General features: G+C 39.0%; 15 protein-coding genes and 1 tRNA gene. 14 read left to right on the plus strand and 2 right to left on the minus strand.

The window, feature by feature from the left end; genetic code table 11:
• Positions 1-64: 64 nt before the first annotated feature.
• The gene (locus tag D0S24_RS03190; protein ID WP_117018389.1) at positions 65-1,453 is read right to left on the minus strand and encodes a dipeptidase; all 1,389 of its coding nucleotides are present in this window, start codon (positions 1,451-1,453) and stop codon (positions 65-67) included.
• A 111-nt stretch (positions 1,454-1,564) separates the two neighbouring features.
• On the opposite strand from D0S24_RS03190, the gene D0S24_RS03195 reads away from it, so the two are divergent.
• Positions 1,565-1,646, plus strand: a tRNA-Leu gene (locus D0S24_RS03195).
• Between the two features lie 214 nt (positions 1,647-1,860).
• Here D0S24_RS03195 and D0S24_RS03200 read toward each other — a convergent pair.
• On the minus strand, positions 1,861-2,544 hold the full coding sequence (locus D0S24_RS03200; protein ID WP_117018390.1) for a TetR/AcrR family transcriptional regulator: 684 nt from the start codon (positions 2,542-2,544) through the stop codon (positions 1,861-1,863).
• A gap of 593 nt (positions 2,545-3,137) precedes the next feature.
• Between D0S24_RS03200 and D0S24_RS03210 the strand changes: the two genes are divergently transcribed.
• The 13 genes from D0S24_RS03210 (at position 3,138) to D0S24_RS03265 (ending at position 11,520) form a co-directional block, all read left to right on the plus strand.
• Complete coding sequence (locus tag D0S24_RS03210) at positions 3,138-3,635, plus strand: mechanosensitive ion channel domain-containing protein (RefSeq protein WP_117018391.1); 498 nt, start codon at positions 3,138-3,140, stop codon at positions 3,633-3,635.
• The gene (locus tag D0S24_RS03215; protein ID WP_069858489.1) at positions 3,628-4,212 is read left to right on the plus strand and encodes a hypothetical protein; all 585 of its coding nucleotides are present in this window, start codon (positions 3,628-3,630) and stop codon (positions 4,210-4,212) included. Before D0S24_RS03210 ends, D0S24_RS03215 begins: the two co-directional genes overlap by 8 nt.
• Positions 4,202-4,894: a DUF2490 domain-containing protein gene (locus D0S24_RS03220; protein WP_069858491.1), complete on the plus strand. Its 693-nt coding sequence runs from the start codon at positions 4,202-4,204 to the stop codon at positions 4,892-4,894. Before D0S24_RS03215 ends, D0S24_RS03220 begins: the two co-directional genes overlap by 11 nt.
• Before the next feature lie 20 nt (positions 4,895-4,914).
• Positions 4,915-5,871 (plus strand): calcium/sodium antiporter, encoded by a 957-nt coding sequence (locus D0S24_RS03225; protein ID WP_262921896.1) that lies wholly within the window; start codon positions 4,915-4,917, stop codon positions 5,869-5,871.
• Positions 5,872-6,414: 543 nt separating this feature from the next.
• Positions 6,415-6,654: an AlpA family transcriptional regulator gene (locus D0S24_RS03230; protein WP_117018392.1), complete on the plus strand. Its 240-nt coding sequence runs from the start codon at positions 6,415-6,417 to the stop codon at positions 6,652-6,654.
• A 104-nt stretch (positions 6,655-6,758) separates the two neighbouring features.
• On the plus strand, positions 6,759-7,955 hold the full coding sequence (locus D0S24_RS03235) for a primase-helicase family protein (RefSeq protein WP_117018393.1): 1,197 nt from the start codon (positions 6,759-6,761) through the stop codon (positions 7,953-7,955).
• 95 nt (positions 7,956-8,050) lie between these two features.
• Entirely contained in the window at positions 8,051-8,233 is a 183-nt protein-coding gene (locus tag D0S24_RS20910) for a hypothetical protein (protein ID WP_147321421.1), read from the plus strand.
• Complete coding sequence (locus D0S24_RS03240) at positions 8,211-9,077, plus strand: toprim domain-containing protein (RefSeq protein WP_117018590.1); 867 nt, start codon at positions 8,211-8,213, stop codon at positions 9,075-9,077. Before D0S24_RS20910 ends, D0S24_RS03240 begins: the two co-directional genes overlap by 23 nt.
• An 85-nt stretch (positions 9,078-9,162) precedes the next feature.
• Positions 9,163-9,459, plus strand: coding sequence for a mobilization protein MbpA (mbpA, locus tag D0S24_RS03245; RefSeq protein WP_117018591.1), 297 nt, complete (start codon positions 9,163-9,165; stop codon positions 9,457-9,459).
• Positions 9,456-10,325 (plus strand): relaxase/mobilization nuclease domain-containing protein, encoded by an 870-nt coding sequence (locus D0S24_RS03250; protein ID WP_117018394.1) that lies wholly within the window; start codon positions 9,456-9,458, stop codon positions 10,323-10,325. Before mbpA ends, D0S24_RS03250 begins: the two co-directional genes overlap by 4 nt.
• A 17-nt stretch (positions 10,326-10,342) precedes the next feature.
• Entirely contained in the window at positions 10,343-10,807 is a 465-nt protein-coding gene (locus D0S24_RS03255; RefSeq protein ID WP_117018395.1) for a DUF6730 family protein, read from the plus strand.
• A gap of 195 nt (positions 10,808-11,002) precedes the next feature.
• Positions 11,003-11,227 carry a type II toxin-antitoxin system ParD family antitoxin gene (locus tag D0S24_RS03260; protein ID WP_069858505.1) on the plus strand — a complete coding sequence of 75 codons (225 nt, stop codon included), beginning with the start codon at positions 11,003-11,005 and terminating at the stop codon, positions 11,225-11,227.
• Positions 11,227-11,520 carry a type II toxin-antitoxin system RelE/ParE family toxin gene (locus tag D0S24_RS03265; RefSeq protein ID WP_069858507.1) on the plus strand — a complete coding sequence of 98 codons (294 nt, stop codon included), beginning with the start codon at positions 11,227-11,229 and terminating at the stop codon, positions 11,518-11,520. The genes D0S24_RS03260 and D0S24_RS03265 overlap by 1 nt, the downstream gene beginning before the upstream one ends.
• Positions 11,521-11,558 lie beyond the last annotated feature (38 nt).

An 11,558-nucleotide genomic window follows, 5' to 3' on the forward strand; every position in this document is an offset into this window, starting at 1 on the left:
ACCAAAAAAGATACAGCGGAAAGAACGATCCGTTAGGGAAACGCCCAAAAAAAAGGATATTATCTTATTGGGATAGTTCCGTAAAGTACTGATAAAAATATGGAATGGTCTCTATGCCCTTTAGGTAGTTCCAAATTCCAAAATGCTCGTTGGGGGAATGTATGGCATCGCTGTCCAGCCCAAAGCCCATAAGAATGGTCTTGCTTTTCAATTCTTTTTCGAAAAGCGAAACAATAGGGATGCTGCCGCCGCTTCGCTGAGGTATGGGGGTCTTACCAAAAGTGGTTTCGTAGGCTTTTGAAGCGGCCTTATAGCCATTATTGTCAATAGGTGTTACATATCCTTGACCGCCATGGTGAGGGGTTACTTTTAAGGTAACTCCGTCCGGGGCCAAACTTTCGAAATGGGTTTTGAACAGTGCTGTAATTTCCTTCCAATCCTGATGGGGTACCAGGCGCATGGAAATTTTGGCATAGGCCTTACTGGCAATAACGGTTTTTGCTCCCGCACCCGTATATCCTCCCCAAATTCCGTTTACGTCCAAGGTTGGTCTAATGGAGTTGCGTTCGTTGGTGGTATAGCCCTTTTCCCCATAAACGGCTTTTATATCCAAGGATTTTTTGTAGTTGTCCAGGCTAAAGGGGGCCTTTGACATTTCTGCTCTTTCTTCCTTGGAAAGTTCTTCTACCTTATCATAGAAACCTGGGATGGTAATGCGGTTATTTTCATCGTGCAGGGCCGCGATCATTTTGGTCAATATATTGATTGGGTTGGCCACGGCGCCACCGTACAAGCCGGAATGTAGGTCCCTATTGGGTCCTGTTACTTCTACTTCCACATAGCTAAGTCCCCGTAGTCCGGTGGTTATGGAGGGCACATTATTGGCAATCATGCCGGTATCCGAAATTAGAATGATGTCATTGGCCAATTTTTCTTTGTTTTCGGCCACGAAAGTGCCCAGGTTTTCACTGCCCACTTCTTCTTCCCCTTCTATCATAAATTTTACGTTACAGGGCAATTGGTTGGTTTTTACCATAAATTCCAACGCCTTTACGTGCATGTACATTTGTCCCTTGTCATCGCAGGCGCCCCTTGCAAAAATGGCACCTTCGGGGTGATTGGGGGTGGTTTTTATGACGGGTTCAAAAGGCGGGGAGTTCCATAGGTCAATGGGATCGGCAGGTTGCACATCGTAATGGCCATATACCAATATGGTGGGGAGTTCCGGGTCTGTTATTTTTTCCCCGTAGACTATGGGGTATCCATTGGTTTCGCATATTTCGGCGGTATCGCAACCTGCTTCCAGAAGTGAGGTCTTAACGGCTTCGGAAGCATTGATGACATCCTGGGAATAGGCAGGGTCGGCGCTTACCGAGGGGATCTTTAGGAGGTGTATCAGTTCATTGATAAAACGTGCTTTGTTCTGTGCTAGGTACTCTGAAATTTGATGCATAAAATGTTTTGATTGAAGGCTAAATTTACAAAAAAGAACTTTTTAATGCCTAAGTATTTTAAAATTGAAAAATTACTTTATATTTGCATCCCGATAATAATCGGGTTGAATGCAGGCGTGGTGGAATTGGTAGACACGCTAGACTTAGGATCTAGTGCCGTGAGGTGTGAGAGTTCGAGTCTCTCCGCCTGTACAACATGGGAAAGCCGACTTTTAGGAGTCGGCTTTTTTATTTCAGGTACAACATAGGTACAACATTTGTTAAAGTTTTATTTTAACATATAATTTGATGTTGTTTGTGGTCAATTGACTGCTAAATTTTATAAAATAGAATTTCCAAAAGGATTAACTTGGTCCATGCCTACTACTGTATTTATTAAGAAAAACAAGTCCAAATCTTGCTCCAATTACATTTCGTAACCTAACAATTTGGATGCAAAATAATTGAGCATTTTTTGTACTTCAGAGTATTTGTTTTCTTCTACTTTTATATCGGTGAGCTTAGGTAAGTGCTTGGCAAAGTAGATCTGGTTGTTGGACATCTCACATAAATTACTGGCCAAGGCGTATGGATACTCAAATGAAGGATTGATTTCTAAAATTACCACAGCAACCTTTGTGATAAGTTTTTTGTAATGTTCAAAAAGACCTTTTCCGTTTTCCTCATCCACTTCTTTTGTCCTATAGGCTTTTGTTCCTTCGGCAATGACGACCCTGTGAAGTATATTTTCATCAACATGGTCGGTAGTCGGATTGTCCACTGATGCCAAAACAAAGGAATTGATGATTATTTCTAATTTCTTTTTCGGGTCATTAATATTAATTGTGTTTATTTTAATAAGATAGGCTACCCACTCCCAATACCAAGAAACCAAATAAATTAGTAGGGCGTGCTTGTTTTCAAAGTAACGATAAACAGAAGGTTCTGTTGAACCAATTTTCTGTGCCAATTTTTTGAAATTAAAAGCTTCAAAGCCCAGTTCGTCAATTAACAAAATACTGTGCTTAATAATGTTTCGCCCCAATGTGGAGTCTTGAGGGTCTCTTAGATAAATACTTTCATTTAGAGAAATTTTAATTTCCACTGACATAATTGAATGATATAAAAACAAAGCTAAACAATTTAAAATTGAAGTAAAACATTATTTAAGATTACATATACTCTTTTTAATAATAGTTTTACTATTATATAGGAAAGTATTTATATATTTGCTACTGCTAATTATTAAGGCCCAAATTATGAAAACCTCATTATCCCTTTTTGTTACTACAATTTGCCTTGTCATTCTTGCATCCTGCTCAGACGTAACCAGCAAGTTTGAAAATCAATTGAACAACCTTTCAAATAAGGCCAACCAATTAGATTCGGTCATTAATACCGAAATTAACAGGGTTAAAAGTTTAGATTCGGTAATGAATTTGGAAGATCTAAAAATTAATAATTTGGACTCGCTTGTAAATAAAACCTCGTCGAAATTAGATTCTATTTGGAAGGAATATAAATGACAATATTCCAAGATATAGTTTCTTCCATGAAGCCTAACTATTATATTAAATTAATGGTATTGCAATTTTTAAAAATAAATACAATGACATGGATGCGTTCTTGAAAGAGACCCATCTATTTTCTTGGTTGAAACTTGGATCGAACAAAAAATGAAGTTAATGCGATAAATATGAAATAATGGAGAATACACAGTTAAAAATTATTGAAACGGCGGCAGTAGTTATTGGATTCGTTTTATTGTTTATAATGACAGCTAAATTAGTAGATAAAACAGTTTCCAATAGTTTGTTGAAAAAGGCAAGGGGCAAAATCATTAAAAAAGCGATTAATATTATTAACCTCACGGTTTGCATTATAATTATCTTAATAATTTGGGGGGTTGACCAATCAGAATTGGCCGTTTTCGTGGGGTCGACAGTTACTATTCTGGGTATTGCAATGTTTGCCCAATGGTCAATCCTATCCAATATTACCTCCGGTATTATTATATTCTTTAACCACCCTGTAAAATTGGAAGATACGATTAGCATAATGGATAAAGACTATGAAATTGTAGGAAGAGTTAGTGATATAGGTCTTTTTTTCATCATCCTTAAAACAAATGAAGGGGAACAAATAACTATACCCAGTAATGTATTTATTCAAAAAATGATAAAAAAGAAAATAAATGGTTAAGTATGTTATTGTCACTTTGTTTTTTTTGATTTTTGGAAATTTTTCCAATTATATATTGGCACAAGAAAAGTATGAAAGGGAAAGTCGTTTAAAACAAAAATACGTTCCCTCCAATGCGTTAAATTTTATCGATTCTTTAAGCTTGAAGAATAAAGTTAAATGGTATTTGGAGGAAGGCTTTGAAAGTAAAAGTATTGAAGCCAAATTTAAAAGAAACGGAGAAAAGCACAGCATTGAATTTGATATACACGGAATTATTCAAGATGTTGAAATTGAAATGAAATGGAATGATTTATATATGCCATTTAAGAATTTAATAATCAAACAACTAAAGGAAGACTGTATAAAGCACAAAATTGTAAAAACGCAAATACAATACACAGGAAATCAAACGGCGTTACTTTTAAAACTGTTGTCGGATGTATCAGTTAAAGATTTGACCGTTAAATATGAAATTATATTAAAGTGCCATTGCGATAAGAATACTCAACTATTTGAATACCTCTTTAACGATAATGGACAATTAATTATGGCTACTCCAATAATATTTAAACCCAGTAATCACCTTGAGTATTAATAAATTTCATCTAGTATTATTTATTGTTTTTAGTCAATTTTCTAACAACATATCAGCCCAAAGCTCCTACTTGTTTGGATTGTTGCCTTCTATAAATGTAAATTACAAATTGGAAAATGATTGGTCACTTAATACAAAGCTAGAATCACGACATCTTTTACGAAGTGGAGAGTTCAATGGAATTATAGAAAGGAAGTATAACTATATTCTTACTGACCTTTCAATGATTGCCGCCAAAAAAGTTGGATTAAATTCACGGGTAGCAAGCGGCTATCTTATTAGGTTTGAAGAGGAAAAGTTATTTCACAGATTTATTCAACAATACACTGTGCTGCAAAGATTGACCAATTTGAGGTTAGCACATCGCCTTTCCACTGATCAAACATTTTCTCCTATGGAAAAGCCCGAATTCAGATTAAGATATCGCATAGCTTCAGAAGTGGCGCTAGATGGACAATCGGTTGACCCTCGGGAATTCTATTTTAAATTTAATAACGAATACCTTAATAGTTGGCAGGATTATGGCTATGACCTTGAAATTCGCCTTGTTCCACTCTTAGGTTATAACTTAAAGAGCACTAACAAAATTGAAATGGGATTAGACTATAGGGTAAACTCTTTTTTAAACAACAATACGAGACATAGTTTTTGGGTGAATTTAAATTGGTTTATTGAATTGTAAAAATCTTATAAAGATAGTTTATGATAATAATTTCTTCGCTTTTACTTTTGGTAGGTTTTACAGCCTTAATTGCAGGGGCAAATTGGCTGGTCGACGGGGCCTCCTCTCTAGCGAGAGAAAACAAAATTTCAGATTTGGCAATAGGTTTAACAATAGTTGCTTTCGGAACATCTGCACCGGAATTAATAGTCAATTCGGTGGCCTCGTTCAATGGACATTCTGATATAGTTTTAGGGAATGTTATAGGAAGTAATAATTTTAACTTATTTATTATTTTGGGAATTGCAGGTTTAGTCTACCCCATTACCGTGCAATCCTCAACAGCTTGGAGAGAAATCCCAATTTCTCTATTAATAACCCTGTTGTTTCTTGTATTGGCAAACGATTTCTTTTTTACTGCAACTTCAAAAATTTCAAGACTTGATGGTGTCATTCTATTTGCTTGTTTTCTCTCCTTTCTTTATTACGTTTCCAAGAAAATGAAATTAGAAAAAAATGAGGATAGTGATTATCATAAAAAAGCGAATTATAAAATCTGGGGGTTGATAATTTTTGGGCTAGTAGGTCTTTTGGTAGGGGGGAAACTTGTGGTAGACAATGCAGTGGACATAGCAACAACATTGGGCGTAAGCCAAAAGATTATCGGTTTGACCATTATCGCAGCAGGAACATCCTTGCCAGAGTTGGTAACTTCCATAATAGCCGCAATTAAAAAGAAAAGCGACATAGCTATAGGCAACGTAATAGGTTCTAATATTTTCAATATTCTGTTTATATTATCCGTAAGTGCGGTTATCGGTCCAATCGAGTTTAGCAAAAATTTTAATCAAGATATATTAATTATAGTGGGAGGCACTGTCTTTTTAATTATCGCAATGCTTACGGGGCGAAAAAGAATATTGGATCGATGGGAAGCTTTTATATTAATCAGTTTTTATTTATTATACACGGTTTATTTGGTATCGAAAGAATTGTAAAAAACAAACAGAGATACATTGGTTTTAAAAAAAATTGCAATCTAATTTTGTAATAAAGCCTTTCATGGAATTAAATTTCTCTTGAGAATGTTAAGTTTTCATCAAGTTTTGGAATCTGAAAATCATTTGTAGCACATAATTTATATATGCTTTTCCGATAAAATTATTTAGCAACAAGCTGCGGTCAGGATTGCAATTTAGAAAGACAATCTATATGAAATCTGTGTTTTTAGGAGCCATTATTTACCTGGCCCTTCTAAATTCATTGTTAATAACTACAAAATCCCCTAGAAATCGACATTTTTCCATTGTTATATGTTGTGGCCATTTGATATCAAATGATATCCAATAAAATTAAGGGAAGCTAAGTGCAATATTATTTGATATGATTTGTTGTAATTTATTGTACCTCAATTAGTTGTGAATAACTATTGCAATTTTTCACATTCCTTTTTTGCCTATTTTCATACATTTATCCTACCTACAATGGCGTAGGAAGATAAAAGCGCTTTTGTTCATTTAACAACCTTAAATAAGAAACAAATGGACAATTTTTTAATCTTGGAGCGATTGGATCGTTTGGAAAAACTATTGATCGCCAATAAGGAAGTGTTGACTTTTGAGGAGACCTGTGACTTTACGGGAATATCCAGAAGTTATCTGTACAAGCTCACCTCTGTGGGAAAGATCCCATATTCCAAGCCCAACGGTAAAATGCTCTTTTTCGAGAAAAAGAAAATCGTTGAATGGCTGCTCCGGAACGGGCAAAGATCCGCGGAGTAACACGAAGCCCAAACCTGGGCCATGGCCAATATAAAGGCCAATCAAGTAATCACTTAAATTAATATTGCACCAGTGGGATCTCTCTGGTGCCAAACACAATACACATGGACGACATACCCTACATTCGCGTGGGCACCAATTATTACAAATTAGTGAGTGTCCCTACCATATCAGGGAATTTGAGGGAGGTCATAGTACCTTGGACCCTAGAGGCCATCCGCCAGGATCACGGAAGGAATTATATCGGCGGCATAAAAAAATACGATGGTTTCACCTGTCTTCCCTGCCATATCCATTTTGAACAGGAGTGCCACGGTTTTTACAATACCTATTCTCCCTTGCCCCATAAACCCCAAGAGGGAGACTTTCCCTATACCCAGCAGCTTTTGGAACACATCTTCGGGCAACAATCGGATCTCGGAATGGACTATCTGCAACTATTATATTTAAGACCTGTGCAAATCCTGCCGATCCTCTGTTTGGTATCCAAGGAAAGGTCCACAGGCAAGAGTACATTTCTTAAATGGCTGAAGCTCGTGTTCGACAACAACATGACCTACCTTACCAATGACAGTTTCAGCAGCCAATTCAACGCCGATTGGGCGAACAAGCTTTTGATCTGCATCGACGAGGTGCTTTTCAATAAGGAAGAGCTGACCGAGCGCATCAAGTACCTGAGCACGACCAATATCAATAAGCTGGAGGCCAAGGGCAAGGACAAAAGGGAGGTCGAGTTCTTTGGCAAGTTCATCCTTTGCAGCAACAATGAGGACAATTTCATCAAAATAGACGATAATGAGACCCGTTTTTGGGTGTTGAAGTTACCCTCCCTGAAGAAAGAGGAAACCCAGTTTTTGGATTTTTTGGAAGCGGAGATACCTGCTTTCCTGTGCCATCTACAAATTAGAAAACTCACCAGTCCCAATAAGACCCGGATGTGGTTCTCCCCTTCCCAGATCAGGACCAAGGCCCTGGAAAGTTTAATGCGGAACAATAGGAACCGAGTGGAAAAGGAACTAGCCAGTGTGATACTGAGTGCGATGGAAACCTTTGACCTTGAAGAGCTTGAGTTATGCCCCTTGGATGCCCTTCAATTATTGAACCGTACCCGGATCAAAACGGACCTTACCCAATTGAGGCATATCCTGAAAAAGGACTGGAAGCTGATTAATCAGAAGAATTCCATGGTCTACCGGAAATTGATGATCTGGCCGGAAGGAGTGATGGGATGGATAGATGGCAAGGGAAGATATTATACCATAAAGAAGGATTTCCTATTGGAGCAGTTTGGGGAAGAATAGAAAAACGATGAAACGATGACAAATCGATGATGGGTGAAACGTAATGTCCATGGGCGATGCGGTGGGTCTGTCATCATTTGCCAAAAAAATTGCCAATGAAAAGAAAAAACACCCCTCTATTTATACTTTTTTTTGATGAAACGATGACAGATAGAGTTCGTGTCAATAAAGACGGGGGGTTGGGCCGTCATCGTTTTGTCATCATTTTGTCATCAAAAAAGAATGATGATGGGAAATGGGACCAAAAGACAAGAAATGCACAAAAAGAGAACATTTAGGACGAGGTGTGAAACAGCCCGAGCCTTTCCCATCGAGAAGGCGCTGGCAAAACTCGGGCACTTTCCTGCCAGATCGACGGAAAAAGAAGCTTGGTTCCTAAGTCCTTTCAGGCCAGAGTACCAAGCCTCTTTCAAGGTGTCCAAGGAACTCAATAGATGGTACGATCATGGGGCCGGGAGAGGGGGCAATGTGATCGACCTGGTCTGTATTATAAACGGATCATCGGTTAAGGAAACCTTGGATTGGTTGGAGAACGGCCAGATCTCTTTTTCTTTTCAGCAGCGGCCATTAATTCCCGAACAAAATGCAAGCGGTATCCGGGTCCGCTACGCACGACCCATTGGACATTTTGCATTGATCGGTTATCTTAACTCACGCAAAATCCCTGTTTCCACGGCAGCCAAACTTTGCCAGGAGGTCCATTACATCCTTCGGGGCAGAAACTTTTTCGCCATCGGATTGAAGAATGATTCAGGAGGTTGGGAGCTTCGGAACAAATACTATAAGAACTCCAGCTCCCCAAAGGACATCACCTACATAAAGAACGGTAACCGCAGATTGATAGTTACAGAGGGCATGTTCGACATGTTGAGCCTGTTGGAACGGGATAAAAACCTAATGGAAAAGAATGACTTGTTGATATTGAACTCCCTGGCATTTGTGGAAAAAATACCCGGAGTAATTAAGCGCTATCAATCCATAGCACTCTATCTGGACAATGACAAAGCAGGGAAAAGTGCCACAAAATTATTGATGGAACAGAGCCCAAAATGCAGGGACATGTCAAACTTGTACAAGGATTTTAAGGATGTGAACGCATGGTTGATGTCCAAAAAACTATGACCCGTCGGGGAAGGAATTCAAGATGTGTCTTTGTTGCCACAAAGACGATCTTGCTTTGCTCCCGATGGTTGCAAAGAAACAAAAAATGAAAAGGACCTATATCAAATTCCGCTGTTCCCTATTCGAGAAGAAACTGCTAAGGATCAAGGCCAAAAAGAGCGGTCTGAGCGTAAGCGAATATTGCCGTCGTGCTGCTTTCGGGGACAGGATCATCGAACGCTTGACGGAGGAACAGATAGACATCTATAAGATGCTGATCCAGTATGCAACAAACTTTAAGCTGATCGGGAACATGTTCCGAAAACGAAATCCCAAACTGGCGGAAGAGGTCACAAAGCTGGCCGAGGAAATACGGGACCACCTCAAAAATTTCAAAAAATGATAGGCAAGGGAAAATCGATATCGCACACCAGGGCTTCCATGCAATATGGCTGGAACCAGGAAAAGGATGCGGAGGTAGTTTATTCCAAACATCTGGCTGGGGAAACTCCAAAGGAGATTACGGCGGAATTCAAGATCATCCAAGATCAGAATACCAGGTGCACCAACAATACCCTGAGCTTTGTCCTTAGCCCTACCATAGAGGATGGAAAGGAACTTGATTCCAAAGGGCTTGGCGAGATAACTGAAAAGTTCCTCAAGGAAATGAAACTACAGGAGCACCAGGCCATCGGCTTTGTACACAGGGACCAACAACATACCCATGTCCATTTGTACGTAAACCGCATCGATTTTAACGGTAGGGCCTATAACGACAGTTTTATCGGAAAGAGGAGCCAGCAGGCTGCGGAAAATGTTGCCAAGGAAATGGGGCTGACCACGGCAAGGGAGGTGCAACAGGAAAAATTGGACCGGATCAAACTTATACGATTTGAGATCAAACAGGTCCATGAAAAGGTCATGGCCGAACACCGCCCCCAGGACCTGGACCGGTACATCAGATTAATGGGAGAAAAGGATATAAATGTTGTTCCCAGTATCAACAAGTCGAACCGATTACAGGGATTTCGGTTTGAATTTAAGGGACACAGCCTAAAGGGGAGCGAGGTGCACCGTTCCATGTCGGGCAGTAGATTGTTGATGGGGATAGGGGAAAACGCGGGTAAGGGCTTCGTCAAGAACAAGGTCAATAAAGTCAGCCTCATGGGAAAGGCCACCCAGCTCAGTGGTAATATCACCTTGAAGTTGGCAAAACAGGCCATCAAACAGGCGATCCAAAAAAGTGCGGGATTAGAGATAGGATATTAATAATAAAAGAAAAAGTTATGGCAAAGTTGGACGAGATTACGGAATTATTGACGGACGAACTGGAAGGTTTGAGACGGATGTTGGTGAAACTGGAGACCTTGAGCAAGGAACTCAAGGGTTCGGAAACGGTACAGGATATTTCGGCGATCAGAAAAGAACTGAAGGAACTCAACAGAACACAGGGGGATCATTTCCAAGGGCAGGATACAAGAACCGACCAAATAGGGGAGCAGTTGAAAAAGTCGCAGATCATCCCTGAATGGCTATTGTTCATGGTCAGTTTGATATTAATTATTTCTTTATCCATTTCGGGCTATTTGGGCTACCAGGTGGTACAGTTCGAAGAAGAAAAGGAGAAGGCTTTCGAAGAGGGAAAAGCAGCCAATCCAACGGAACTGAATAGCTATTTTAAAGAGCATCCCGATATCTACAAGGACTTTTTGATATGGTCCAGAAAAGAAGTAAAGCCAGGTCAAAAGTAGGTTGCGCCCTAATTCGATTTTATTTAACGCTTATCCCCCGGAACGCTATAAAATCGAATCAGGATCCATGCGCAAAGTTTTTGTAAGATTTGGGAAGTTTAGCACCATTAAATCAATGTGAAATCAAAAACTGTATTATCCATATTTGACACATATGGATAAATTTATTATCTTTACTTTTAAAAAATATAAGTCATGAATATTAGTTTCACAAAGAAGCAAGAGGAGTATATCTCTGAACAGGTTCAATCCGGGGAATACCAAAACAACAGTGAGGTTATTAGGGACGCCCTAAGACTTCATAGCATATATCGGGAAAAAGTAATTCGAGATTTAAGAAAGGAAATCGAGAAAGGTTGGGACGGTCCTGATAGCCAAAGATCCATGCAAGAAATTATAGCTTCAAAAAGAAAAGCCTAATGTCCAAATACGTTCTTGCGCAAGAGGCAGAAAACGACATCGAGGAAATCTTTGAATTTGGAGAATACAAATTTGGCAAGGCCCAAGCGATATCTTATTTAATTCAAATGGAAGAATACTTTGTGCTCTTGGCAGAAAACCCAGGTATTGGCAAAAAACGGAATGAAATTAAGGAAGGGCTATTTAGCCTCCCTTACGTTTCCCACATAATATTCTATAGAATATTAGAGAATCATATTAGAATTGTTCGGGTACTATATGGTGGAAGGGATTTGGTAAGATTCTTAAAGTAAGATTGTGACCAAACAAAGTTAGCCTAGTATTTGTTACA

This window comes from Arenibacter sp. P308M17, from assembly GCF_003426735.1.
In the GTDB taxonomy this organism is placed as follows: Bacteria; Bacteroidota; Bacteroidia; order Flavobacteriales; family Flavobacteriaceae; genus Arenibacter.

What these genes read in the sequence shown, in the direction of transcription:
- D0S24_RS03190 (WP_117018389.1), bottom strand. Translation starts at nt 1,453, where the DNA reads ATGCATCAAATTTCAGAGTACCTAGCACAGAACAAAGCACGTTTTATC.
- D0S24_RS03200 (WP_117018390.1), bottom strand. Translation starts at nt 2,544, where the DNA reads ATGTCAGTGGAAATTAAAATTTCTCTAAATGAAAGTATTTATCTAAGA.
- D0S24_RS03210 (WP_117018391.1), top strand. Translation starts at nt 3,138, where the DNA reads ATGGAGAATACACAGTTAAAAATTATTGAAACGGCGGCAGTAGTTATT.
- D0S24_RS03215 (WP_069858489.1), top strand. Translation starts at nt 3,628, where the DNA reads ATGGTTAAGTATGTTATTGTCACTTTGTTTTTTTTGATTTTTGGAAAT.
- D0S24_RS03225 (WP_262921896.1), top strand. Translation starts at nt 4,915, where the DNA reads ATGATAATAATTTCTTCGCTTTTACTTTTGGTAGGTTTTACAGCCTTA.
- D0S24_RS03230 (WP_117018392.1), top strand. Translation starts at nt 6,415, where the DNA reads ATGGACAATTTTTTAATCTTGGAGCGATTGGATCGTTTGGAAAAACTA.
- D0S24_RS03235 (WP_117018393.1), top strand. Translation starts at nt 6,759, where the DNA reads ATGGACGACATACCCTACATTCGCGTGGGCACCAATTATTACAAATTA.
- D0S24_RS20910 (WP_147321421.1), top strand. Translation starts at nt 8,051, where the DNA reads ATGAAAAGAAAAAACACCCCTCTATTTATACTTTTTTTTGATGAAACG.
- D0S24_RS03240 (WP_117018590.1), top strand. Translation starts at nt 8,211, where the DNA reads ATGCACAAAAAGAGAACATTTAGGACGAGGTGTGAAACAGCCCGAGCC.
- mbpA (WP_117018591.1), top strand. Translation starts at nt 9,163, where the DNA reads ATGAAAAGGACCTATATCAAATTCCGCTGTTCCCTATTCGAGAAGAAA.
- D0S24_RS03250 (WP_117018394.1), top strand. Translation starts at nt 9,456, where the DNA reads ATGATAGGCAAGGGAAAATCGATATCGCACACCAGGGCTTCCATGCAA.
- D0S24_RS03255 (WP_117018395.1), top strand. Translation starts at nt 10,343, where the DNA reads ATGGCAAAGTTGGACGAGATTACGGAATTATTGACGGACGAACTGGAA.
- D0S24_RS03260 (WP_069858505.1), top strand. Translation starts at nt 11,003, where the DNA reads ATGAATATTAGTTTCACAAAGAAGCAAGAGGAGTATATCTCTGAACAG.
- D0S24_RS03265 (WP_069858507.1), top strand. Translation starts at nt 11,227, where the DNA reads ATGTCCAAATACGTTCTTGCGCAAGAGGCAGAAAACGACATCGAGGAA.